Raw genomic sequence first — 24286 nt, forward strand, 5'->3', positions numbered from 1 at the left:
CCGGCTACAGCGACCGGAACAGCGTGAAGATCCCCAGGAGGCCCAGCATGGCGAACACCACGCTGCGATACGAGCGCTCTCCGAGTCTGCCGTAAAGGACGTGTCCCAGCCAGGTGCCCGTCAGGATGGGTATGATGGAGTACAGGAAGAGCTTGAGCACCGGCTCCGTCATCAGTCCTTCCCTCGCCTGGAACAGGATGACCACGATCCCCGAAAACAGGAAAAAGCCCTGCAGGGTCGCCTTGAGGACGTCCTTGCTCCAGGGCTGGAGCGTGACGTAAACGATGACGGGCGGTCCGGAGGCGCTGATCGCCCCGCCGAACAATCCCCCCAGAAAACCGAATCCGTAGGGCCATGCCCCCCGCAGCTCCCGGGTGTTCGGCGAAGCCAGGAAAAAGCCCCAGAGGCTGTAAAGCAGAAGGACAAGCCCGACAAACCGCTGGATCCAGAGGGCATGCAGGTGGACAAGAAGCATGACGCCGAGGGGAATGCCGGGAAGGCTGCCCAGGAGGAGAGGAAGAACCTTCCGCCAGTCCAGGTAGCGCCGGAGGGGAATGGTGAGCCCGACCGTCAGGAGCGCGCCGAAGAGGCTGGTCACTGGGACCGCCATCCGCACGTCCAGCCAGAGCATGACCAGCGGCAGCGACAGGAGGACCGAGCCGAAGCCGGTGAATCCTTGAACCAGCCCGGCGAAAAAGGCGATCAGAAGGATCCAGAAGATGGTGTCAGGCGGCATGATGATCCGGTTCCGCGGGGAGTTGCATTCATCCGGTCACTTCAGTCGCGGCGACCAGGACGGCGAAGTCGCACCTCCATCCTGGAGCGTCCGGACGTTCGTCCCGTTGACGTTCATCACCTGGATCCGCCCCCCTCCCCGGCGGGAGCTGTAAACGATGTAACGGCCATCGGGTGACCAGGTGGGGGACTCGTTGTCGTCCCGGTCGAATGTGAGCTGCAGCAGGTTGGATCCGTCTTCGTCGATGGTGAAGATCTGGAACCGGCCGCCGGCCATGCCTTCGAACGCAAGACGCTTGCCCCGGGGAGACCAGGACGGCGACGTGTTATAATTCCCCTCGAATGTGAGCCGACGGACGTTGCTTCCGTCGGTATTCATCAGGTAGATCTGGGGGGAGCCGCCCCGGTTGGAGACGAAGGCGATCCGGGTGCCGTCGGGTGACCAGGCGGGCGAGATATCGATGGAGGCGCTGAAGGTCAGCCTGCGAAGCTGATAGGATGACGTGTCCAGAACATAAATCTCCTCGTTGCCGTCCTTGCTCAGGGTAACAAGCAGCCGGCGCCCGTCGGGGGACCAGGAGCCGGCCAGGTTGATCCCACCGTAATCGATAAGCTTCCTGATTCTTCTGGTTGCCAGGTCCTGTACATACAGGTCCGGCGTACCGTCCTTGTAGGAGGTGAAGGCCAGCATCCGGCCGTCGGGAGACCAGCGCGGTGCATAGAGGATGCTCTGGTGGCTCGTGAGCCGCTGACGTTCCGTCCCGTCGAAAAGGACTGAATAGATATCACCCTTCCCCTTCGACTTCATGACGAAGGCGATCTTCGTATCGAACACTCCCCCCTCTCCCGTGAGGGCCATGAGAATGTCCGAAGCAAAACGCCGGAGCAGTTCCTCAGGCTTGTCCTTGCGTCCCTTGTAACCCTTGGCGACCAGGACCTCCCCTTTGACGACGTCGAAGAGACGGGCCTCGATGTCGAGCTCCGTTCCGGTGACGGCAAAGGAACCCTTGACCAGGAACTCGGAGCCGATGGCGGACCAGTCGTCAAACCGGAACGTTCCCGGCAGAATGCCCGCTTTCCGGGGATCCTCCAGGAAAGCCTTCCGGGAAATGACGTTAAAGAATCCCGTTACATCCAGATAGTGCCCCAGCCGGTCCGCCAAGCCTTGCGACAGGCCTTCCGATCCGGGACCGCTCGTCCTGGACTGGAAATCCGTCACGGCGATGGGAAACTTCTGGAAGGCGGGCGAATCGATGTCCAGATAGACCTTCGCCAAGGCCGGCCCCGGTGGAAGGAGCAGGAGGAACATCACGAAAAAAAAGACACGGAATCTGCAGACCTGGGTTCGTACCGCTTCAGGCATGGCTCACCTTTTCAGTTGGGACGAATGAAACCGGATGCCGACCTCGACCACCCGGTCGGGAATCCATTCCGGAAGGGGGGGGAAGGGGGATGCTTTCTGCACTGCCTTCAGGGCCGAATCGTCAAAATATCGGTTGCCGGACCGTTTTTCAAAGTCCAGCCCGGTAATCTCTCCGCTGCGGAGAATGCGGGCCTGGACAATTGCCTCCAGGGTCTGCCCTTTCGTCAGGTCCGCCGGGAGGGCCCACTGATTGCGGATCCGGTTCCAGAGGACGGCATAATAAACGCCCATGCGATTGTTCAGATCGGCCTCGGACATCTGGCTGGAAGAAGACGAGAAGCGGGCCGTCATCGCCGGCTTGGACGGGGATGTCGACCGTTCCGTCTGCTCCACTTTCCGGCGGAGCTCTTCGATTCTTCGGTCCAGGACTGCCTGCTGCTTAGCCGGTTTCGCCGTCTTCCTTGAAAGGGCGACCGGCTCCTTCCTGAGGACCGTCGAGTGATCCGGCTTGGCGACGCCCAGAACCTCCCGGGTCAGATCCGGACCTGGAGATTTGAGAACCGTGTCCGCCATGCTGACGAGGGAAACGGAATAGACGGGACCGAACGTGAGCCGCGTGGGGGAAGAGATGGGACCGAGGGAGACCAGAAGGACAAGGACGAGGACATGCAGGAATCCGGAAAAGAGGATCATGCGGTTCAGGCTGCTCCCCCCGTGCTGATGCGGTCGGAAGAGCCCGGCGGATGTCATCGCTCCTCCTCCGGGGGTTCGGTGATCATGCCGAGTTTGTCGACGCCGCCCTTTCTCACCGCCGCCATGACCTGCACGACGAATCCGTAAGGCACGGTCTTGTCCGCCCGCAGATAGACGTCCCGGTCGATCCGGTTGGCGAAAATGGCCTCAAGCTTGTCGCTCAATTCCACCAGGGTCACGCGGGTCCGGTTGAGAACGATCTCCTGGTTGCTCCGGATCGTCAGGACGAGCTTTTCCTCCGTTACGTCGACGCTTTTCGACTTGACCTGGGGAAGGTTGACGTCAATGCCCATCTGGAGCATCGGGGCCGTCACCATGAAGATGATGAGGAGCACCAGGACCACGTCCACGAGCGGCGTCACATTGATTTCCGCCATGGGCTTGTGGTCGGAGGCGGTCCTTCGGAAACGGTTCATCACGGAATCAGGATCTCCCTGAATGACGGTCCACCAGGTTCAGGAACTCGGAGGCGAAATGCTCCATATCCTGGGTCATGCCGTGAACACGGTTCACGTAATAATTGTAAAAAATAACCGCCGGGATGGCTGCCGCCAGCCCGGCCGCCGTGGCGATGAGGGCCTCCGAAATGCCCGGTGCGACCACGGCCAGCGTCGCCGATCCGCGGGCGCCGATCCCCTTGAAGGTGTCCATGATTCCCCAGACGGTGCCGAAAAGACCGATGAAAGGGCTGGCGCTCCCGGTCGTGGCCAGGAATCCGATGGCGCCTTCCAGCTTCGCACCCTCCATGCCAAGGGCCTGGCTCAGGGCGCGCTCCACGTGATCCACGCCGCGGCGCTCGATCGAAACGGATGACGCCTCGGAACCCGGCGAATCGGAACTCATCCGGCCGACCCGGCTCAATTCCTCATATCCCGACATGAAAACACCGGCCAGGGTGGAATCGGCATGATTTTTTGCCACCGGGTAAACCTCAGAAAGGCGGTTGCTTCGGCCGTAGGCCTCCAGGAAGGCCTCGTTATCCCTTTTTACTTTCCTGAACTGGCGGTACTTCATGAAAATGATGGCCCACGACACAACGGAGAACACGAGCAGGAGGACGAGGACAAACTGGACCATCAGTCCCGCGCCCAGGATCATTCCGAGAAGGCTGCCATGAAAAGAACTTCCCGCAGCGGCGGCGACAGGGGACATGGGATGCTCCTGAAAGGGTATTTGAAACTGGATGGACCGTAATGGAATTTCGCCCCCTTGTCAAGGGCGGCGACCCTGGAAACCAAAGGGGTTCAAAGGATTTCCGGTGGAAATGCCACCACCTCGCCGATGGTCGCTGCATCGCAGAGGATCATGGCCAGCCGGTCGACCCCCAGCGCAATCCCCGATGCGTCGGGCATCCGTTCCAGCGCCCGGAGAAACCGCTCCGGCTGGGAAAGCACCGTTCCGCCCCGGCGCTCCACCTCCGCCCGGGCCTCGTCGAAGCGGCGCCGCTGCTCCACCGGGTCGGTCAGCTCGGCAAAGCCATTGGCCAGCTCCATTCCCGCCACATAGAGCTCGAAGCGCTCCGCCACGGAAGGATCGTTCCGATCCGCTCTCGCCAGGGATGCAAATGCCATCGGATAGGAGTGGAGAAACAGAGGGGTTCCCCGGCCCAGGAAAGGCTCAACCTCAAAGGCCAGGATCTCATCGAAGCGGTCCTCACGGAGGGCATCCTCGAGGGGGACCGAGGCGCAGGCGGCAAAGGCGTCCCGGACCGAGAGCCTCGGCCAGGGGGGTGCAATACGGAGGGGATTCCCCTGGTAGGAAAGCACATCCCCGATCCCGAGATCTTTCGCCACAGACAGGATCAGGGCCTCGCACTCGTCCATCAGTTCCCGGGAATCGATGTCCCGCCGATACCATTCCAGCATGGTGAACTCGGGAAGATGGCGGTCCCCCCGCTCCCCCTGGCGAAAGCACCGGCAGATCTGGAAAATTCGGGGATATTCCGCGGCCAGGAGCCGCTTCATGCAGAGCTCGGGAGAGGGATGAAGGAACCAGTCCCCGCTCGGAACGGGTTCGATGTGGGCCTCCGGTGCGGGTGCCGGGATCCGGGCCGGCGTCTCCACCTCCAGGTAATCCCGGTCCAGAAAGAAACGGCGGAGAGCCCCGATCATCCTCGCCCGGATAAAAAGGGCCCTCCGCCGTCTGGCCAGGAACCAGGATTCTTCCTGCTCCACGGGAATTCAGTCTTTAACCCGGGTGAGGTATTCCCCCGAGCGCGTATCGATGCGGATCTTCTCTCCCGCCTCGATGAAGGAGGGAACGAGGACCACGTAGCCCGTTTCGACAGTGACGGGCTTGGTGTTTCCCGAAACCGTATCGCCCTTGATCCAGGGATCCGCCTTGGTCACCACCAGGTCCACCGAGTTGGGGAGAGTCACCCCCAGGGGCCGGTCTTCGAAGAAAAGGACCTCCGCCTCCACGTTTTCCAAGAGGAAGTTCTTCGCCTCTCCCACCTGGTCTTCCGTAATGAAAACCTGGTCGAAGGTGGTCGTATCCATGAAGCAGTATTTTCCCTCTTCCATATAGAGGTACTGCATCGTCTTCACCTGGAGGTCCGCCTGTTCGAACATGTCCACAGACCGGAAGGTTCGCTCGAACTGGTTTCCATTGATCATGTTCTTGAGCTTGCACCGGTAGAGGGCCTGTCCTTTTCCGGGCTTCACGAAATTGAACTCGGTGATGACATAGGGATCGCCGTCGATCTTGATCCGGAGCCCTTTCCGCAGGTCACTGGCCGTATACATCGTTGTTTCTCCTTGTGGAAATCCAAGGGGTTATTCACCTCTCGGGATTGGGATTCATAATGCATTTGAAAGCCCTTGTCAAAAGAAAACAAACCCTTGGGACATCATGGATCCAGGGGGATCCGAACCGGAGGTCGATGGAGGAGAACCTTTCCTCCCTCCCCGGGAAGGTCCTGCACGTATCGGGGCAGACAAAGGCCCGACAGGTCCCTCCAGAGCCGGTCCATGATCTCAATGCCAGCCGCAGGGGAGGTCCGGAAATGACCCGTCCCCGTCACCGCGTCGCACTGGAAGAGATAATAGGGGCGGACGGAGATGCGCTGTAGCCCCTCGAAAAGATCCCGGAGGACCTCATAGCGGTCGTTGACCCCCTTGAGTAGAACGGACTGGCTGGAGACGGGAATGCCCCGGGTGAGGATCCTGTCACACGCGGCCATTGATTCCTCCGTTATTTCAAGCGGATGATTGAACTGGGTGTTGAGCCAGAGAGGACGATGGCGCTGGAGTATCCGGCAGAGGTCATCCGTGATGCGCATGGGCAGGACGACGGGAACGCGACTGCCCAGCCGCAGGACCTCCACGTGAGGGATCGCCCGCAACGATCCCAGTAGCCAGTCCAGCTCTCCGTCGTCCCTGGTCAGGGGATCTCCTCCCGAGAGGATGACCTCCCGGATGGCTGGGGTACGGGCGATCCAGTCCAGGGCGCGGCGCAGGCGCGGCAGCAGGCTTCCCGAGGCGGGGCGGCGCCAGAGCCGCTTCCGGTTGCAGTGGCGGCAGTGGACGGCGCACCGTTCCGCTGCCAGGAGGAGGCAGCGGTTCCCGTAGCGGCGGATGAGCCCCGGCGTGGGCATGTGCCTCTCCTCGTCCAGGGGATCAGGGTCTTCCCCGGACCCGTCCTCCAGCTCCCGAGGATCGGGAAAGGCCTGCCGGGCCAGGGGATCCCCGGCGCCACCCGGACACAGGAGCGACATATAATAAGGAGTGATCCGGCAGGGATAGAGGCGGAGGAGGTTCTCCCAGACCGGTCCCGTCACGGCCTCCTTTCCCAGGAACCGGGCCAGCCTGTCCCGTCGAAGGGCCGACCGGCCCATCTGCCAGCGCCAGTCTGACCAGTCAGAGGAGGAGATATCCTGCCGGAAAGATGCGGATTCCAAAGATTTACCCTCTGCCGCCGGAGGCCCGGAAGGGTATGCCCCGGCGGGCGAATTTGCTTGACGAATCGGAAAAATCCATATAGTCCAACACCCCTCTATACGTCAACTGATCACGGGAACCTATGGAAGAAAGCGAACTTCTGAAGATAAGACGGGAAAAGGTGGCCGAGCTGGCCGCCCGCGGAATCGATCCGTACCCCAACGGGATCCGCGTCGGGGATACCGCCGCGTCTCTCGCCGAGCGATTCGGAGCCCTGGACAAGGATGCCTTCCAGGGAATCGAGGAAACCTTCAGCCTGGGCGGCCGGATCATGGCCATCCGGGACTTCGGCAAGGGGGCCTTTGTGTCCCTCCAGGACCGGACCGGCAGGATCCAGGGATTCATCCGCCGCGACGGCATCGGCCCCGAGGCCTTCGATCTCTTCAAATCGCTCGATGTCGGCGACATCGTTTTTCTGAACGGGAAGATCATGAAGAGCAGGACCGGCGAATTGACCCTTGAAGCAAGGGAGTTGCGCCTCCTCGCCAAGTCGGTGCGGCCCCTGCCGGAAAAGTGGCACGGCCTGACGGACGTCGAGACCCGTTACCGGCAGCGTCACCTGGACCTGATCGCCAACCCCTCATCACGGGAAGTCTTCCTCAAGCGGAGCAGGATCATCCGCCTGATCCGCCAGTTCATGGACGACCACGACTTCCTGGAGGTGGAAACACCCATGATGCAGCCCCGGGCGGGGGGAGCCGTCGCCCGTCCCTTCAAGACCTTCCATAACGCCCTGGGGATGGATCTATTTCTCCGCATCGCGCCGGAGCTTTATCTCAAGCGGCTGGTCACGGGAGGACTGGAGCGGGTCTACGAAATCAACCGGAACTTCCGCAACGAAGGCGTCTCCACCTTTCACAATCCCGAATTCACCATGATGGAGTTCTACCAGGCCTACGCCACCTTCGAAGACCTGATGGACTTTACGGAGAAATTGTTTGTTTTCATTGCGTTCGACCTTTCCGGGGGAACGCGCATCACCTATCAGGGAACGGAGGTCGACATGACGCCTCCCTGGCGCCGGGTACGCGTCCGGGACGCCGTCATGGAAAGCCTCGGCGTCGACCGGGAAACCCTGGAGGATGCATCCCGGTGCGCCGCCTTGGCCCGATCCCTCGGGATCGAGACAAAGGATGACGATCCTCCCGGCAAGATTCTCATGGCTCTCTTCGAGGAAAAGGTCGAAGCCAGCCTTGTCCAGCCGACCTTCGTGACCCATTACCCCGTGGAGGTTTCACCTCTTTCCCGTCGGAACAACAATGAGCCGTCGCTCGTGGACCGGTTCGAACTGTACATCTGCGGGAAGGAGATCGCCAACGCCTTCTCCGAGCTCAACGATCCCGCTGACCAGCGGGAACGGTTCCTCCAGCAGCTTCGGGAACGGGAGGCGGGCGACGAGGAGGCCCACGAGATGGACGAAGACTACATCCGGGTCCTGGAATACGGCATGCCCCCGACGGCGGGGGAGGGAATCGGCATCGACCGGCTTGTCATGCTCTTCACAGACTCGGCCTCCATCCGGGACGTGATCCTGTACCCCCAGATGCGCCAGAAAGACGCCTGATCCGTCGGGCCCCTTCTCTCCGGACTATCCATCATGTCTTATGAATCGTATATCAGCCTCCGGTATTTAAGGGCCAAACGCAAGCAGGTCTTCGTCTCGGTCATCACGATGATTTCCATTACCGGGATCTTCCTGGGGGTGGCGGCCCTCATCGTGGTCCTGGCGGTCATGAACGGCTTCGAGTCGGATCTGCGCAACAAGATCCTGGGCATCAATTCCCACGCAGTCATCATGCAGTACACGGGACCGATGCGAAACTACAGGACCGTCCAGGAAGCCGTCAATTCCACCCCCGGCGTGGTGGCTTCGACGCCTTTCATTTATAGCCAGGCCATGCTGAAGAACGGCGATGGCATCAGCGGCGTGGTTCTCCGGGGGCTCTCCCCGGAAGACGCCTTCCGCGTCATCAGCCTCGGGAAGATGAAAGAGGGAAGCATCGAGGGGCTCCTTCCGGACCGCCGGAACGCCGCAGCGATTCCGAAGGACCGGGCGGACCTGCCGGGGATCCTCGTCGGCAAGGAACTGGCCAAGCACCTGGGGCTTTATCTGTACGAGACCGTGAGCGTCATCTCCCCCATGGGCACATCGACCCCGATGGGCATGGTCCCAAGAATGAAACGGTTCCTCGTGGTGGGCATTTTCGAATCCGGCTTTTACGAATATGACTCCACGCTGGCCTATCTTTCCCTTCGGGACTGCCAGACCTTCCTGGGAATGGACGACCGCGTCACAGGTATCGAGATCAAGGTGAATGATCTCTACAGGGCTGCGGAAATAGCCAAGAATATTGAGAAAAAACTCGGGTTCCCCTACTGGGCCCGCAACTGGATGGAAATGAACAAGAACCTCTTCGCAGCGCTCAGGCTGGAGAAAAAAGTAATGTTCATCATCCTGAGCCTGATCGTCCTCGTGGCGACCTTCAACATCATCACGACGCTCATCATGGTCGTCATGGAAAAAAACAAGGATATCGCCATTCTGAAATCGATGGGAGCAACTTCCCGGAGCATCATGAAAATCTTTATCCTCCAGGGGGTGACCATCGGCTTCATCGGTACGATCCTGGGATGCGCCGGCGGACTTCTTCTGGCCTGGAACATCGAACCCGTTTCCTCCTTTATCGAGCGCTTTTTCGGGTTCAAGATCCTGCCCGGCGACGTCTATTATCTCAGCGAGCTTCCGTCCCGGGTGAACTATACGGACGTGGGCATCATCGTAATCGGGACCCTGCTGATTTCGTTCCTGTCCACGCTCTATCCCTCATGGCGGGCATCCCGCCTGGATCCGGCGGAGGCCCTCCGTTACGACTGAAGCGGCCAGGAATCCGGCACATCGTCCGGACGTCTTCCCAACAATTGAGAACAGCCGACAATCTCCATGATTGAAGTACGAAACCTGGAAAAGACGTTTATCAAGAACGGGCAGCGGATCGAGGTCCTGAAGAAAATGGACCTGGTCATCCCCACCGGGGAGTCGATGGCCATCCTGGGCGTCTCCGGGGCGGGGAAAAGCACGCTGATGCATATCCTGGGGACGCTCGATCACCCGACTACGGGCAAGGTCCTGTTCGACGGGGCGGACGTCTTCTCGTGGAACGAAAACGCACTGGCATCCTTCCGCAACCGGAAGATCGGCTTCGTGTTCCAGTTCCACAACCTGCTGCCGGAATTCACGAGCCTCGAAAACACGATGATGCCGGCCCTCATCTCCGGTCTCTCCCAACGGGAGGCCAGGAAGCGGGCCGAATCAATCTTGATGGATATAGGACTTGGTGATAGGATGACCCACAAGCCGGGAGAGCTTTCGGGCGGCGAGCAGCAGCGTGTGGCCGTGGCCCGAGCGGTCATCATGGAACCGGAGGTCATCCTGGCCGACGAACCCACCGGAAACCTCGACACGGAAACGGGACGGAAGGTCGAGGACCTGCTGATGAACCTGAATCGTCAAAGAAACATAACCATGGTCGTGGTGACCCATAACCGGTCCCTGGCGAAACGGATGTCCCGAAGCGTTGGCCTGAAGGACGGAAAGGTGCTCCAGCATGACGAAAACGCGATCTGACGTTGTCCGAGGCCTTCTCGGATTATTTATCGCACTCTTCCTCATCACCAACCCGCACCCCATTTCCGCGCAGGAACCCAAAAAAATCGCACTGCTTCCCTTCGAGGTCTTCAGCGGAACACAGCGGGACCTCCTCCAGGAATCCATCTTCAGCGCCCTGTATGCCGAGCTGGCCAAGACCAAAGGGATCATGCCGGTGGACCGGGAAATGATTCTCAAACAGGTGGCCGGCAGGCCGCTGAACGAGGAAAGGGCCCTAGCGGTCGGGAAAGAGACGGGCGCCCTGTACTCCATCATCGGCAGCGTGTCCGAGTTCGGAGAGCTCATCAGCGTTGATGCGAAAATCATCGATATTCAGCAGGGAAAGGTGCTGCCGGGGGTCTTCGCCCAGGGAAGGGGACTGGAGGGCATTCCGGCAATGGTTTCCCGCCTCAAGGGAGATCTCCTGCTCCGGATCGGAGAGGTTCAGCGGATTGCCCGTGTGGACTTCAAAGGTAACCAGAAAATCGAGAACAGCGCCATCGTCCAGGTTATCAAAAGCGCCCGGGGCAATGTCTACTCCGAGCTCGACCTGTCCGGCGACATCAAGGCCATCTACAAGATGGGATATTTTGATGACGTGAAGGCCGACACGTCCACAACCCCGGAGGGGGTGGCCATCACGTTCATCCTGGTGGAAAAGGCCCTCATCTCGCAGATCCAGTTCACCGGGAACAAAGCCATCGACAAGGATGAGCTTCTGTCGAACATGAGCGTAAAAACGCGGCAGGTCCTCAATCCCGAAAAGCTGGCGGCCGATATCACCAAGCTCAAGAACCTTTACGAAGGCAAGGGGTACTACAACGCCGAGATCACATATAAAGTGGAAAAAGCGGGAGAGAAGGACACCCGCATCGTGGTGGACATCCAGGAGAACAAGAAGATCTATGTGGAGAGGATTTCCTTCGAAGGAAACCGGACCTTCACGGCAAAAGAGCTCAGGAAGCAGATGAAGACGACGGAATGGGACTTCCTTCACGTCTTCACCGATTCGGGTCTTCTCAAGAAAGACGAACTGCGGCAGGACGTCGCCAGGCTCAGCGCCTATTACCTGAACAACGGGTTCATCCAGGCCCAGGTGGCGGATCCGGTTATCACCCACGATGCCAAAGGCATCTACATCAAGATCCCCATCAACGAGGGAAAGCGATTTCGGGTGGGAACCGTGTCGATCACCGGCGACACGCTGGAAGTCTCCAGGAAGCAGCTGATGGACAGGCTGGAGATCAAAAAGAAGGAGTTCTACGACCGCTCGGCCATCATCAAGGACATCGAGGCCCTGACCAAGGCCGCCAACGACGAGGGATTCGCCTATGCGGACGTCCATCCCCAGACCGATATCCGGGAGAAGGACCTGTCGGTGGATGTAACCTACAAGATCTACAAGGGAATCCTGGTTTACTTCAACCGCATCACCTTCACGGGAAACACGAAAACCCGGGACAAGGTCATGCGACGGCTTCTGTCCATCGTCGAGGGAGATCTCTATAACAGCACAAACCTGAAGAACAGCTATACGGCCCTGGAACGGACCCGGTACTTTGAAGAGATCAACTTCCAGACGGAAAAAGGCCCTGCGGAAAACCTGACGGACGTCCGGATCCACATCAAGGAGAAAGCCACGGGGATGTTCAGCATCGGCGCCGGTTACAGCGGCCAGGACAACCTGGCCTTCATGGCGGAGATTTCACAGCAGAACTTCCTGGGCCGGGGACAGACTCTGAAGGTGAAGACCAGCCTATCCAGCACCAGAACCTGGTTCGAGGTGCAGTTCATCGAGCCGTGGCTGTTCGACCTGCCGCTTTACAGCAACTGGAACGCCTGGCATTCGGAGAAGGAATGGGATTATTACAACGTCAATTCAACGGGCGGGGGCTTCAACCTGGGATACCCCCTGTGGGAATTCTTCAGCGGCAATATCGGCTACACGTATACGATCGACGAAGTGAAAGACATTAACGTGTACGCACCCCAGTATATCCAGGATTACGCAGGCACATACCGGACGGGAATCATCACCGTCGGCATCAACCGGGACACGACGGATGACAACTTCTTCCCCACCCGGGGATCCCGGAACGGCGTTTCCGTAGGCTACGCCAGCAAGCTCCTGGGAGGAACAACGAGTTACGTCAAGACCACGCTGTTGTCGCAATGGTTTTTCGGTCTCCCCCTGGATACGGTCTTCAGCGTGCGGGGGCGGGCCGGATACCTGGCCCCGAGCGAAGGAGAGAGCATCCCTCTCTTCGAGCGATTCACACTGGGAGGGATGAACTCCCTGAGGGGACTCAAGGACATAGGACCTACCGACTCGACGGGGTTATACGTCATCGGAGGGACGACGTTCCTGTGTTTTAACTTCGAGTATCTTTTCCCCCTCATCAAGGAAGCCGGCATCAAGGGGGTCGTCTTCTATGACACCGGCAATGCATGGGACACGTATTCCTTCGGCTCCGATTTCCGTCATACCACGGGAGCGGGAATCCGCTGGTACTCGCCGCTCGGTCCCCTGCGTCTCGAATGGGGTTACGTACTTGACCCAAAGGATGGTGAGTCCAAATCGCGATGGGAGTTCGCCATCGGCATGTTCATGTAGGAAAATCAACAAAGTGAAAGAGAGGAATCACGGATGAAGAAAGCGGTGGTTGGCGCGATTGCGGGAGTGCTTCTGCTGGCTCTGTCGGCCGGAGCGGCCTGGTCTGTGGAGAAGATCGGTTTTATCAACGTCCAGGAGGCCATGCTGACCTCCAACGCAGGCAAACAGATGGGCGAGGAGATGCGCAAGCTCATTGCCAAAGATAGAGCCGTCATCGAAGAAAAAGAAAAAGAACTCCGGAAGCTAAGAGAGGAGCTTGATAAACAGCGGACAGTCCTGACGGAATCGGCCTTGCGGGAGAAGGAAACCACCCTGCAGAAGAAATACCGGGATTATCAGGTCGCGGCAAAGGACTTCGAGGACGAACTGCGGGCCAAAGAGCAGGAGATCTTCAAAAAGCTGTTCCCGGAAGTCCTCAAGATCGTCCGTTCCATCGCCGACAAGGAGAAATTCACGCTGATCCTGGATCCTTATGTTCTCCAGATCCCTTACTTCAGCGCGAAAGAAGACATCACCAAGCGCGTCGTGGACGAGTTCAACCGGACTTACAAGGAAAAGAAGTAGAGAACCGGTGCCCGTACCGGGTTGGATCGTAAATTGAAACGGACCGTTCACGAGATTGCCGCCCATGTGGGCGGTGTCGTTCACGGGGATGCGAACGCCCTGATCGAACGCGTGCGGGGAATCGACGAGGCCGGGGAAGGAGACCTGACCTTCGTTGCCAACCGCAAGTACCGATCCCGGCTCAAGACCACCGGGGCGACGGCGGTTCTCATTGCACCCGGGACCGAGGAGCCCGGCCGGACCCTGATCGTTGTCGCGGACCCTTATGTCGCTTTCGGCGAGGCACTGGCTCTTTTCCATCCCCGGGAACCGGAGCGGCCGGGCATTCACGAGCGGGCATTCGTCGATGGGAACGCCCGGGTTTCTCCCGAGGCCTCCATCCATCCCGGAGCGGCCGTCAGCCGGGGAGCCGAAATTGGGGGCGGGGCCGTCCTGTACCCGGGTGTTTATGTTGGTCCCGAGGCGGTCATCGGCGAGGGATCGGTACTGTACCCCAATGTGACCGTCTATGACCGTTGTCTCATCGGAAGGCGGGTCATCCTGCACGCGGGTGTCGTCGTGGGGAGCGACGGTTTCGGATTCGCCCGGCCTGGCTGGGAGAATATAAAAATCCCCCAGGTCGGAATCGTCCAGATCGATGACGACGTCGAGATCGGCGCCAATACGACCATCGATCGGGGAACCCTGGGGCGAACCTGGATCCAAAAAGGCGCCAAGATCGACAACCTGGTTCAGATCGCTCACAATGTGGTCATCGGAGAAAATGCCATTGTCGTATCCCAGGCGGGCATTTCCGGCAGTACGACCGTGGGCAGGGGGGTCATGATCGGGGGGCAGGCCGGCCTGGTGGGCCATATCCGGGTGGGAGACCATGCCATGGTGGCGGCCCGCGCCGGGATTCACAAGGACGTCCCAGCAGCAACCATCGTGGCCGGGGCTCCCCATATGCCTCACCGCGAATGGCTGCGGCTGGAGGCCACCATCCCGAAACTTCCGGCCATGAGGAAGCAGCTCATCGAACTGGCCAGAAAGCTGGAAGTGCTGGAAAAGAAACTGGAAGGACGGAATTCATGAACATCCACCCCACCGCCGTGATCGCCCCTGATGCGCAAATCGCCGAGGGCGTCGAGATCGGTCCCTACAGCATCATCGGCCCCAGCGTCACCATCGGCCGGAACACGGTTATCGGGCCCCATGTCGTCATCGAGAGCCATACGGACATCGGAGAAGGCAACCGGATCTTCCAGTTCGCTTCCATCGGCGGCCTGCCCCAGGACCTGAAATACAGGGGGGAAGAAACCCGGGTTGTTATCGGAAATCAAAACGTTATCAAGGAGTTCGTCACGATCAACCGCTCCACTGTTTCCGATATCGGCGTCACCATCATGGGGGATCGCAACCTGATCATGGCGTACTGCCACATCGCCCACAACTGCAAGTTGGGCAATCACGTCATCATGGCCAACGCGGCAAACCTGGCGGGACACATCCATGTGGAGGACTGGGCCATCATCGGCGGACTGACGGGAGTGCATCAGTTCATCCGCATTGGCGCCCACGCCTTTGTCGGGGGGGCATCCGCCGTGGCCCAAGATGTGCCGCCGTTCATCACCGTCTCGGGCAACCGGGCACGACCCTACGGGCTGAACCTGATCGGCCTCAAGCGACGAGGCTTCTCCGAACCGGCTCTAAGGGCCCTCCGGGCATCCTACCAACTGGTTTTCCGATCCTCTCTCCGGCTCGTCGAGGCCATCGCACGGATCCGGACGGAGGTCGAGGACCTCCCGGAGGTGCGTCAGTTTGTCTCCTTCCTGGAAAACTCCCAGCGGGGAATCTGCAGGTAAACGGCCGGAGCGGCCGATTCTTCCGCGCCGACAGGGCGGACCTTCGATGGAATCGAAGAAACACGGATTCCCGGACCGCTTCCTCCCGGAGAAGCGTCCTATCCAGCCTGTTCGCCTGCGGCATCTGATATCAACAGGACGACAGCCCCGATGGCTAACACTCCGAACATCCTGATCCTGACCGGCGAGGCGTCAGGCGATCTCTACGGAGCCCGGGTCGTGGAGGCCATGAAAGAGATCGCCCCGGATCTTTCCTTCTCCGGGGTCGGAGGGATGCACATGCGGGCTGCTTCGGTGAATCTGCTGGCCGACGTTTCCGACCTCGGGGTGGTCGGCCTCACGGAAGTCCTGGGAAAACTGGGCCGGATCAGGGCGCTTTTCACTGGCCTTCGCCGTTTTCTGGCAACGAACCACCCCGCCCTGGTGATCCTCATCGATTACCCGGGATTCAACCTCCGCTTCGCCAGAGAGGCGAACAGGGCAGGCATCCCCGTCTTGTATTACATCAGCCCGAAAATCTGGGCCTGGGGAGCCGGAAGAATCGAAAAAATAAGAGAGTCCGTGGACAGAATGGCCGTCATCTTTCCCTTCGAGGTTCCCCTATATGAACAAGCGGGCGTGGACGTCACCTACGTGGGGCATCCGCTCCTGGACCTCGTCCGGGCTGAAGGACCCGTCCCGGAAATCCGGCGGCGCCTGGGCCTGGCGCCGGACCGGACTACCGTCGCCCTGCTGCCGGGAAGCCGGCGGGGGGAACTGGACCGTCTGCTCCGTCCCATGCTCGGGGCGGCGGACATCCTGAGGCGGCAGATCCCGGATCTCCAGTTGCTGCTCCCCCTGGCGGACACCCTTCCGGAAGACCTCGTGCAGGAACGCCTGAAACAGAGCGCCGTTCCCGTTCAGCTTGTCCGCCGGAACACCTACAACGCCGTCGCCGCCTCCGACGCGGCCATTGTCGCATCGGGCACAGCGACGCTGGAGACGGCCCTGCTGGGTATTCCCATGGCGATCGTGTACAAGGTTTCCCCGCTGACCTACCCGTTCGCCCGTCTCGTCATTCGCATCGACCACATCGGACTTCCCAACATCATCGCCGGCCGGACGATCGTCCCCGAGTTGATCCAGGGTGATGCAAGCCCGGAACGAATCGCGGACGAGATCCTGCCCCTCCTGACGGACAGCTTCCGGAGAACGGCCATGACGGACGCCTTTCGCGAGGTCCGGCTGAAATTGGGAACGGGCGGCGCCGCCCGCGAAGTCGCACGGATCGCCTGCGCCATGGCGCGGGGAAAAGGAGATTCATCTTGGATATCTTAAAACGCCTCTTTCGCCTGGCCAAACCCCACACGGCCAAGCTGATTCTGGCCATGTTCTTCATGCTCATCGTGGGAGGGCTGACGTCCGTCCTGGCCTTCCTCGTCAAGCCCGCCCTGGACGACATCTTCGTCGAGCGGAACGCCCGGATGCTTCAATGGATCCCCCTGGCCGTCATCGGGATCTACCTGGTGAAGGGCGCATGCACCTACGCCCAGTCGATCATCATGAACTGGATCGGCCAGCGGATCGTCACGGACCTCCGGAACCAGCTCTACAAGCAGATCCAGCAGCAATCCCTGTCTTTCTTCACGAAGAATCCCACAGGCGTCCTGATGTCCCGGATCACCTTCGACGTCAACTATATCCAGGGGGCCGTGTCGGAGGCCATCACGAGCCTCCTGAAGGACAGCTTCACGATCCTGTGCCTTGTGTTCGTCGTCTTCTGGAGGGATTGGAAGCTGGCCATCATCGCCATGGTCGTCTTTCCCCTGACGGTCTATCCCATCTCCCGGTTCGGCCGGAGGATCCGCAGTGCCGTGACAGGAGCCCAGATCACCATGGGGAGCCTCACGAGCCTGCTCCAGGAAACCATCACCGGAGCAAGGATCGTGAAGGCCTTCAGCATGGAGGATTATGAAAACAAACGGTTCGCGAAGGAAAGTGAGAACCTGCTGAAACTGTTCATGAAAGCCGTTTCTGTCAACGCTCTCTCCAGCCCCCTGATGGAGTTCCTGGGCGGCATCGGCATCGCCGTCATCATTTTCTACGGGGGATGGCAGGTCATCCACGGTACATCGACACCGGGAACCTTCTTTTCTTTCCTCGCCGCCCTGATCATGCTTTACGAACCCATCAAGCGCCTCACCGCCACGAACAACCAGATCCAGCAGGGCATCTCCGCCGCCGAGCGGGTCTTTGCCATCATCGACGCCGTACCGGAGATCCGCAACCGCCCCGATGCCGTCGAACTTCCCAAGATCACAAAAGGAATCGACATCCAGGATGTGACGTTCCGGTATGAGGAGGACACGGTGCTCCGGAACATCAACCTCTCCATCCGGGCCGGCGAGGCTCTCGCCCTCGTGGGCATGAGCGGGGGTGGAAAGACGACCCTGGTCAACCTGATCCCGCGCTTTTACGACATCGCGGAGGGAAGGATCGCAATTGACGGTCACGACATCCGGGAAGTGACCCTCGAGTCCCTGCGGGGACAGATCGGCATCGTGACCCAGCAGACGATCCTGTTCAACGATACCGTCCGCAACAACATCGCCTACGGCAACCAGCAGGCGTCCCAGGAAGACATCGTCCGGGCCGCCCGGGCGGCCAACGCCCACGACTTCATCATGCGACTCCCCGACGGTTACGACACCCTGATCGGCGAACAGGGCATGAAGCTCTCCGGCGGCGAGAGGCAGCGGATCTCCATCGCGCGGGCGATCCTGAAGGACGCCCCCATCCTGATCCTCGACGAGGCGACCTCCTCCCTCGACACGGAAGCGGAAATCGAGGTACAGGAAGCCCTGGAGAACCTGATGAAAGGCCGGACGACGCTGGTCATCGCCCACCGGCTGTCGACGATCCGCAACTCCGATCGCATCATTGTCCTGGTCAACGGCGAGATCGTTGAAGAGGGAAATCACGAAGCCCTCCTGGCGAAACAGGGCGAGTACCGGAGGCTCTACAATATGCAGTTCCGGGAGGGCTGAAGATTTCGCGCGATGCAGACCGAACCGACCAGGAATCTTCACGATCGTGTCCAGACCCTCTGGTACGGCGAAGACGCCTCTCCGGGCCTCCTTTTGGGTCCGGCCCTGGGCATCGCCTCGGGGGGATACGGCCTCGGGATCCGGTTTCGGAACGCCCTGTATGACCGGGGGGTCCTCCGGGTGCGGCGACTCCCCGTCCCGGTGATCAGCGTGGGCAATCTGACGGTCGGTGGAACGGGGAAGACCCCCATGGTGATTCACCTGGCGGAGTTCCTGAGGAATCGGGGTATGCATCCGGCCGTTCTGAGCCGCGGCTACGGAGGCCGGCCCAGGGGACCCGTCGAGGTCGTTTCCGACGGAAAGCACGTGCTCTCTGAACCGGCCGTCTGCGGAGATGAGCCGTTCATGATGGCCCGCCGGCTCCATGAAGTGCCCGTATTGACGGGGCCGGAGCGGTTCCTGACAGGCCGCTCCGCCGTGGACCGCTTTGGAGCGGACGTACTGCTTCTCGACGACGGCTTTCAGCACCGCCGTCTTCACCGGGACGCGGACATCCTCCTGATCCATGCCCGAAAGCCTTTCGGAAACGGCCACCTGCTGCCCCGGGGCCCCCTGCGCGAACCGCTGGAATCCCTTCGGCGGGCCCGTTGGATCATCCGGACGGGTCCCGCACCGGCCGACGGCGAAAAAGAGAGCACACCTGTCCTTCCCGGATACGGACGGCCGGTCCTGCGGGCCCTGCACCGGCCGTCCCGCCTTGTCCGCGCCTCCGGGGGGGAGGTCCTGCCGACGGGTTTTCTGGACGGAAAAAAGGTCTGCGCCTTCGCCGGGATCGGTTCGCCGGATGCCTTCCGCCGGACGCTGGAGTCGCTCGGATGCAGGGCGGCAACATTCCTGGCCTATCCGGACCACCACCGGTTCAGCCGGGAAGATCTCGACGAAATCAAGCGCTGCGCTGCCACCGGGGATGCCACCGCGTATGTGACGACCGAAAAGGATGCCGCCCGGCTTGCCGGAATGGAAAAGCTCCTGCCGGAGCTTCTGGTCCTCGAAGTGGACCTGTCCATGGAACCGGACGACGGAGGGCTCGGCCGGGACATCCTGGGACTTCTGGAAAACAGGTGCGGATGGAAAATGGGAGAAAAGCCATGAGCGTGGAATCGCAAGCGGAAAAACTGCTCCACCTTTTCCAGCGAATTCCTCTGGGAATCCGAAAGGCCTTCTTCGTCCGGATCGCCCTGCTCGCCTATGCCGCCGACCCCCGTCACCGCCTGATCTCACTGCACAATCTCCGCATGGCCTTCCCGGAGACGTCACCGGAGGAGCTGGTTCCGATCGCCCGCGGAGTCTACCGCAACATGGGAATCGTGGCGGCCGAGTTCTTCGATCTCCCGAAGATCAATCGGGAAAATCTGGCGGATTGGGTGGAGCTGGAGGGCACGGAACATGCCCTTCGGGCCCTTGAAAAGAACAAGGGACTCCTCATGTTCGGCGCCCACTTCGGGAACTGGGAACTGGAGGCCATCGTCGCCTCCCTGGTCATCAAGCCCATGATGGTGATCTACCGCCTCATGGACAGCCCCTTTCTGGAAGCCCTGATATCGAAGGTCCGCTCCTGCACGGGAAACATTCTCCAGGACAAGGACCGGGCCATGCGACCCATGCTCCGAATCCTGAAGCAGAACGGGGTGGTCGGTCTCCTCCTGGATCAGAACATGGCCTGGCAGGAAGGGGTCTTCGTCGACTTTTTCGGACGTCCCGCCTGCACTTCAGACGGGCTTGCCCTGCTGGCCCTCCATACCGAGGCTCCCGTCATCCCGGGATACATGGCCCGCCTTGAGAACGGGAAATACCGGCTCGTTCTCGGAGAAGAAGTTCCCCTGGTCCGGACCGGAAACCGCCGGGAGGACGTACTGGAAAACACGCAGCGCTTCACGAGCATCATCGAAGATGCGGTGCGGAAATACCCGGATCAGTGGTTCTGGGTACACCAGCGCTGGAAGACGAAACCCTGGCAGGCACCGAGGCGGACATGACGGATGGCATCACTCTGCAAACCGTGCTCCTGGTCCGCCACCGACGGTCTTTTCCGGCCCGTGAAATCAAGCGTCTGCTGGTGAGGGGAACCAACTGGATCGGCGATGCCATCCTTACCCTGCCAGCCATGGCGGCCATTCGCAAAGGAATGCCGGAAGCGCACATCACCGTATTGGCAAAACCGTGGGTGGGGGAGGTCTACCGGATCTGTCCCCATGCGGACGAGGTTCTCACCTTCCAGGAACCGGGAATCCATGCCGGCGTTGCCGGCCGTCTGCGCCTGGCGCGGGACCTGAGAGACATGGGATTCGACGGGGCCATCCTCCTGCAGAACGCCATTGAGGCGGCCCTTGTAACCCTGCTGGCGGGAATTCCCGTCCGGGCCGGGTACAACACGGATGCCCGGGGACTGCTTCTGACGTCTTCGGTGCGGCGGTCCCGGGAGATCCTTCGGGTTCACCAGAGCCATTACTATGTGGAGATGGTCCGGGCCTTGGGATTTCCTCCGCCGGAACCGGCGACGCCCCTTCTGGTCACGCCGCCGGCTTACCGGGATCTGGCGGAAAAGGTGCTGCAGGACAGAGGGTGCGATCCCGAAGTCCCCCTGGCGGGACTCGCGCCGGGGGCGGCTTACGGGCCGGCCAAGCGCTGGTATCCGGATCGTTTTGCCGCCGTGGCGGACCGTCTCGCGGATGAATTCGGGACCCGGATTCTCGTCTTCGGAAGCGCCGGAGACCGGGAGAGCGCCGAGGCGGTCCAGGCAGGCGCCCGGACGGAACTGGTCAACCTGGCGGGAAACACATCGCTGCGGGAGGCCCTGGCCCTCATCTCCCGGTGCCGCGTATTTATCTCCAACGATTCCGGGCTGATGCACGTGGCGGCGGCCATGGGAATACCGACCGTGGCCATTTTCGGCTCCACGAACCCCGTGACGACCGGCCCCATGGGCCCCCGGTTTTCCGTCATCCGCCGTCCCATGGACTGCAGCCCCTGTCTGCGGGAGACCTGTCCGGAGGATTTCCGCTGCATGGATGCCATCTCCGCGGAAGACGTCTGGAACGAGGCAAGATCGCTTTTCGAGGGAGGCCCGTGATGGCGGGACGGCGTGCGGTCTTCCTGGACCGGGACGGTACGATCAACGAAGAAGTGGGATACCTGGACCGCATCGAGAAACTCCGGATCCTTCCCGGCGCGGCCGAGGCAATCGCCATGCTCAACCGGGGGGGCCTGAAGGTCGTTGTCGTGACAAACCAGTCGGGCATCGCCCGGGGATTCTTCACCGAGGCCTTCGTGGAGGAAACCCACCGGCATCTCCGGGATCTTCTTCGCGGACAGGGAGCCCGCATTGACGCCTTTTACTTCTGTCCGCACCACCCGACGGAGGGCCTGGGACCCTACCGGCTGGACTGTCCCTGCCGGAAGCCCAAACCGGGACTGATCCTCCGGGCCGCCACCGAGATGGGAATCGCCCTGGAGGATTCCTTCATGGTCGGAGACATGCCCAAAGACGTGGAAGCGGGAACCCGGGCAGGTGCAAGGGGAATCCTGGTCCGGACGGGTTACGGGCGTGACATCGAGGCACCGCCGGAGGCGGCTTACATCGCAGAGGATCTGATCGATGCCGCCCACTGGATCCTCGGGATCGACCGCCCATGAACATTCTTCTCGTCAAGCTCAGCTCCATCGGAGACGTGGTCCACACACTCCCCTCGCTTGCGGTCCTGAGGAACCGGTATCCCGAGGCCCACATCACCTGGGTGGTCGAGGAGGAATCGCTTGACATCCTCCAGGGGAATCCCAAGATAGACAGGATCCTCGTCTCGGGAAGAAAGCGCTGGGCCCACCGGCTCAGGGAGGGCCGCGATATCGGGGAAACCTTCGGGGAGATCCGCCGGTTTCTTCGGGACCTGCGGGACCGCCCTTACGACGTGATCATCGATTTCATGGGTCTCCTCAAGAGCGCCATCCTCGTATTCGCCAGCCGGGGGAGCCGGAAAATCGGATATGACAGCATGCAGGAGATGAGCGGCCTGTTCTACAATGAAAAGATTCCGGAGGACATGGGAAAACACGCCGTGGACCGCTACCTCGACTTTGCCCGTTATCTGGGAGCGGAACCGGCGGAACCGGAATTCTTCCTGCATGTCCCGGAGGAAAGCCGGACTCGTGCTGAGGCCCTGCTGCGGGAAGGCGGCGTGGACCCGGAAGCTCCTTTCGCCGTCCTGAGCCCGATGTCCTACGCCGGCGAGACCCGGCTGTGGGAGGACGACCGGTTTGCAGCGCTGGGGGATCGCATCCGACTGGAGCTGGGCCGGGCGGTGGTGCTCACGGGCCACGAGACAGGAGGAAGCATCGGCCGCATCACGACGGCCATGGAAACGAAGGCTCTGAACCTGGAAAACCGGACAACCCTCAAGGAACTGGCTCACTTGTATCGGCGAGCTGCTGTCGTAGTGACCCCCGACTCGGGTCCCATGCACATCGCCGCTGCAGTGGGAACGCCCGTAGTGGCCCTCTTCGGCGCCTCGGAGCCCGCTCGGACGGGTCCCTACGGCAGAATCCACACGGTGATCAGGGCGGACCTGCCCTGCAGCCCCTGCTTCAAGAAGACCTGCGACACCCGCCAGTGCATGAAGGACATAACGGTTGATATGGTCCTGGAAGCGGTCCGGGAATACATGGGTCCGAAGGATGCCAGATGAGGATGCGAACGCGGGGCCGAACCCGTTTCCTATTCCTGCTGTCCGCCCTGGTGCTGGTATGGAGTGGCGGCGGAGCAGGCGATGTGTACGCCGACGACTCCCATCGTCAACCCGACGGGATCGCATCTGTCGCACCGGCAGCCAAGGGAAGAATCCGGATGGGAGGCGTGTGCATCCGCTCCAGCCAGTGGATCAGCGTGGGCGAAACGGGGTTCCGCCCCGACCAGACGCTCGTTCCGGGAAGCCCAGCCAGGGAAAAACCGCCGGCGTCCCCTCCGAAGGACGAATATCGGGAACCGGCATCATCGCCCGGCACCGGGACACCGTCGTTTTCGGAAACGAACCTGAACCGCATTGAATTCCCCGTCCGGCTTTCCGAGGCGGGTATGCTGGGAGGCTTCGGGGTTGGCAGGATCCCGGAGGGACGCTATGAGCCGATCCTGATGGCGGCACACTTCGGTCTCGACGCCAACCGATTCCTGAACCTTCCCGAAATGCACCGGGGACGGTTCACGTTATTCGTCGAACCCCGATTCACCCCTCTCCACGAGCCGTCAGGGGATTATGAGCTGGGAATCGGGCTCGGGATTCAATATGTCTATCCGGTCTTCCGGAACCTGTTCTTCTACACGGCGGTGTCCTGTGGCCCCCATTTCATTTCCGTTCACACGGAGCAGCAGGCCAGGGGTTTCGTCATCGACAGTGAGGCTGGGGGCGGATTCTATCTCTCCCTCGGCAGTGGCTCCGCGCTGAACATCGGCTATCGGATCCGCCACCTTTCCAACGGCGGCATCAGGACTCCGAATACGGGCATCAACAACCATTTCCTGGTCGTCGGGTACTCGATGTTCCTGGATGTACCGGAAGAGAAAGAGAGGAACGAATGACCATCAGCAAGGAACTTCTGGAGATACTGGCCTGTCCGCAATGCAAGGGCGACATCCGGCTCAACGAGGCTGGTGACGGTCTGATCTGTGACGCCTGCAGACTGCTTTACGAGATCCGGAACGGCATCCCCATCATGCTGATCGACGAAGCAAAGCGCCTTCTGTGAGGATTGCCCT

At 60.8% G+C, this 24286-nt stretch carries 24 protein-coding genes; 16 read left to right on the top strand and 8 right to left on the bottom strand.

Annotated features, from left to right (window positions below):
* Positions 1-4: 4 nt before the first annotated feature.
* The 8 genes from HPY65_13375 to HPY65_13410 all read right to left on the bottom strand — a co-directional run bounded on the left by HPY65_13375 (position 5) and on the right by HPY65_13410 (position 6722).
* Positions 5-736, bottom strand: a complete 732-nt coding sequence (locus HPY65_13375; protein ID NPU85461.1) for a sulfite exporter TauE/SafE family protein — start codon at positions 734-736, stop codon at positions 5-7.
* A 36-nt stretch (positions 737-772) separates the two neighbouring features.
* Complete coding sequence (gene tolB / locus HPY65_13380) at positions 773-2011, bottom strand: Tol-Pal system beta propeller repeat protein TolB (GenBank protein ID NPU85462.1); 1239 nt, start codon at positions 2009-2011, stop codon at positions 773-775.
* A 90-nt stretch (positions 2012-2101) separates the two neighbouring features.
* Entirely contained in the window at positions 2102-2848 is a 747-nt protein-coding gene (locus HPY65_13385; protein ID NPU85463.1) for a TonB C-terminal domain-containing protein, read from the bottom strand.
* A complete protein-coding gene (locus tag HPY65_13390) occupies positions 2845-3228 on the bottom strand; it encodes a protein TolR (GenBank protein NPU85464.1) in 384 nt (127 codons plus the stop codon). Before HPY65_13390 ends, HPY65_13385 begins: the two co-directional genes overlap by 4 nt.
* 46 nt (positions 3229-3274) lie before the next feature.
* Positions 3275-4003, bottom strand: coding sequence for a protein TolQ (gene tolQ, locus HPY65_13395; protein ID NPU85465.1), 729 nt, complete (start codon positions 4001-4003; stop codon positions 3275-3277).
* A 92-nt stretch (positions 4004-4095) separates the two neighbouring features.
* A complete protein-coding gene (genX, locus tag HPY65_13400; GenBank protein ID NPU85466.1) occupies positions 4096-4962 on the bottom strand; it encodes an EF-P lysine aminoacylase GenX in 867 nt (288 codons plus the stop codon).
* Positions 4963-5031: 69 nt separating this feature from the next.
* Positions 5032-5595, bottom strand: a complete 564-nt coding sequence (gene efp / locus HPY65_13405) for an elongation factor P (GenBank protein NPU85467.1) — start codon at positions 5593-5595, stop codon at positions 5032-5034.
* Positions 5596-5699: 104 nt separating this feature from the next.
* Positions 5700-6722 carry a KamA family radical SAM protein gene (locus HPY65_13410; GenBank protein ID NPU85468.1) on the bottom strand — a complete coding sequence of 341 codons (1023 nt, stop codon included), beginning with the start codon at positions 6720-6722 and terminating at the stop codon, positions 5700-5702.
* A 149-nt stretch (positions 6723-6871) separates the two neighbouring features.
* Here HPY65_13410 and lysS point away from each other — a divergent pair, with 149 nt between their 5' ends.
* The 16 genes from lysS (at position 6872) to HPY65_13490 (ending at position 24276) form a co-directional block, all read left to right on the top strand.
* Positions 6872-8353, top strand: a complete 1482-nt coding sequence (gene lysS, locus HPY65_13415; GenBank protein NPU85469.1) for a lysine--tRNA ligase — start codon at positions 6872-6874, stop codon at positions 8351-8353.
* 33 nt (positions 8354-8386) lie between these two features.
* Positions 8387-9664: a lipoprotein-releasing ABC transporter permease subunit gene (locus HPY65_13420; GenBank protein ID NPU85470.1), complete on the top strand. Its 1278-nt coding sequence runs from the start codon at positions 8387-8389 to the stop codon at positions 9662-9664.
* 66 nt (positions 9665-9730) lie between these two features.
* On the top strand, positions 9731-10414 hold the full coding sequence (locus HPY65_13425) for an ABC transporter ATP-binding protein (protein NPU85471.1): 684 nt from the start codon (positions 9731-9733) through the stop codon (positions 10412-10414).
* Positions 10395-13049, top strand: a complete 2655-nt coding sequence (bamA, locus tag HPY65_13430; GenBank protein NPU85472.1) for an outer membrane protein assembly factor BamA — start codon at positions 10395-10397, stop codon at positions 13047-13049. Before HPY65_13425 ends, bamA begins: the two co-directional genes overlap by 20 nt.
* Positions 13050-13082: 33 nt before the next feature.
* The gene (locus HPY65_13435) at positions 13083-13613 is read left to right on the top strand and encodes an OmpH family outer membrane protein (GenBank protein NPU85473.1); all 531 of its coding nucleotides are present in this window, start codon (positions 13083-13085) and stop codon (positions 13611-13613) included.
* Between the two features lie 33 nt (positions 13614-13646).
* Positions 13647-14687, top strand: a complete 1041-nt coding sequence (gene lpxD / locus HPY65_13440) for a UDP-3-O-(3-hydroxymyristoyl)glucosamine N-acyltransferase (protein ID NPU85474.1) — start codon at positions 13647-13649, stop codon at positions 14685-14687.
* Positions 14684-15457: an acyl-ACP--UDP-N-acetylglucosamine O-acyltransferase gene (lpxA, locus tag HPY65_13445; GenBank protein ID NPU85475.1), complete on the top strand. Its 774-nt coding sequence runs from the start codon at positions 14684-14686 to the stop codon at positions 15455-15457. Before lpxD ends, lpxA begins: the two co-directional genes overlap by 4 nt.
* A gap of 150 nt (positions 15458-15607) precedes the next feature.
* Positions 15608-16774, top strand: coding sequence for a lipid-A-disaccharide synthase (lpxB, locus tag HPY65_13450; protein NPU85476.1), 1167 nt, complete (start codon positions 15608-15610; stop codon positions 16772-16774).
* Positions 16762-18483 carry a lipid A export permease/ATP-binding protein MsbA gene (gene msbA, locus HPY65_13455; GenBank protein ID NPU85477.1) on the top strand — a complete coding sequence of 574 codons (1722 nt, stop codon included), beginning with the start codon at positions 16762-16764 and terminating at the stop codon, positions 18481-18483. The genes lpxB and msbA overlap by 13 nt, the downstream gene beginning before the upstream one ends.
* A gap of 12 nt (positions 18484-18495) precedes the next feature.
* Positions 18496-19635 (top strand): tetraacyldisaccharide 4'-kinase, encoded by a 1140-nt coding sequence (gene lpxK, locus HPY65_13460; protein NPU85478.1) that lies wholly within the window; start codon positions 18496-18498, stop codon positions 19633-19635.
* Complete coding sequence (locus HPY65_13465; protein ID NPU85479.1) at positions 19632-20519, top strand: lysophospholipid acyltransferase family protein; 888 nt, start codon at positions 19632-19634, stop codon at positions 20517-20519. Before lpxK ends, HPY65_13465 begins: the two co-directional genes overlap by 4 nt.
* Complete coding sequence (waaF, locus tag HPY65_13470; protein ID NPU85480.1) at positions 20516-21613, top strand: lipopolysaccharide heptosyltransferase II; 1098 nt, start codon at positions 20516-20518, stop codon at positions 21611-21613. Before HPY65_13465 ends, waaF (HPY65_13470) begins: the two co-directional genes overlap by 4 nt.
* Positions 21613-22176, top strand: coding sequence for an HAD family hydrolase (locus tag HPY65_13475; GenBank protein NPU85481.1), 564 nt, complete (start codon positions 21613-21615; stop codon positions 22174-22176). Before waaF (HPY65_13470) ends, HPY65_13475 begins: the two co-directional genes overlap by 1 nt.
* Positions 22173-23222 carry a lipopolysaccharide heptosyltransferase II gene (gene waaF / locus HPY65_13480; GenBank protein ID NPU85482.1) on the top strand — a complete coding sequence of 350 codons (1050 nt, stop codon included), beginning with the start codon at positions 22173-22175 and terminating at the stop codon, positions 23220-23222. The genes HPY65_13475 and waaF (HPY65_13480) overlap by 4 nt, the downstream gene beginning before the upstream one ends.
* Positions 23219-24109 carry a hypothetical protein gene (locus tag HPY65_13485; GenBank protein NPU85483.1) on the top strand — a complete coding sequence of 297 codons (891 nt, stop codon included), beginning with the start codon at positions 23219-23221 and terminating at the stop codon, positions 24107-24109. Before waaF (HPY65_13480) ends, HPY65_13485 begins: the two co-directional genes overlap by 4 nt.
* Positions 24106-24276, top strand: coding sequence for a Trm112 family protein (locus tag HPY65_13490; GenBank protein ID NPU85484.1), 171 nt, complete (start codon positions 24106-24108; stop codon positions 24274-24276). The genes HPY65_13485 and HPY65_13490 overlap by 4 nt, the downstream gene beginning before the upstream one ends.
* The last annotated feature ends 10 nt before the right edge of the window (positions 24277-24286 follow it).

Source organism: Syntrophaceae bacterium (assembly GCA_013177825.1).
GTDB lineage: Bacteria > Desulfobacterota > Syntrophia > Syntrophales > PHBD01 > PHBD01.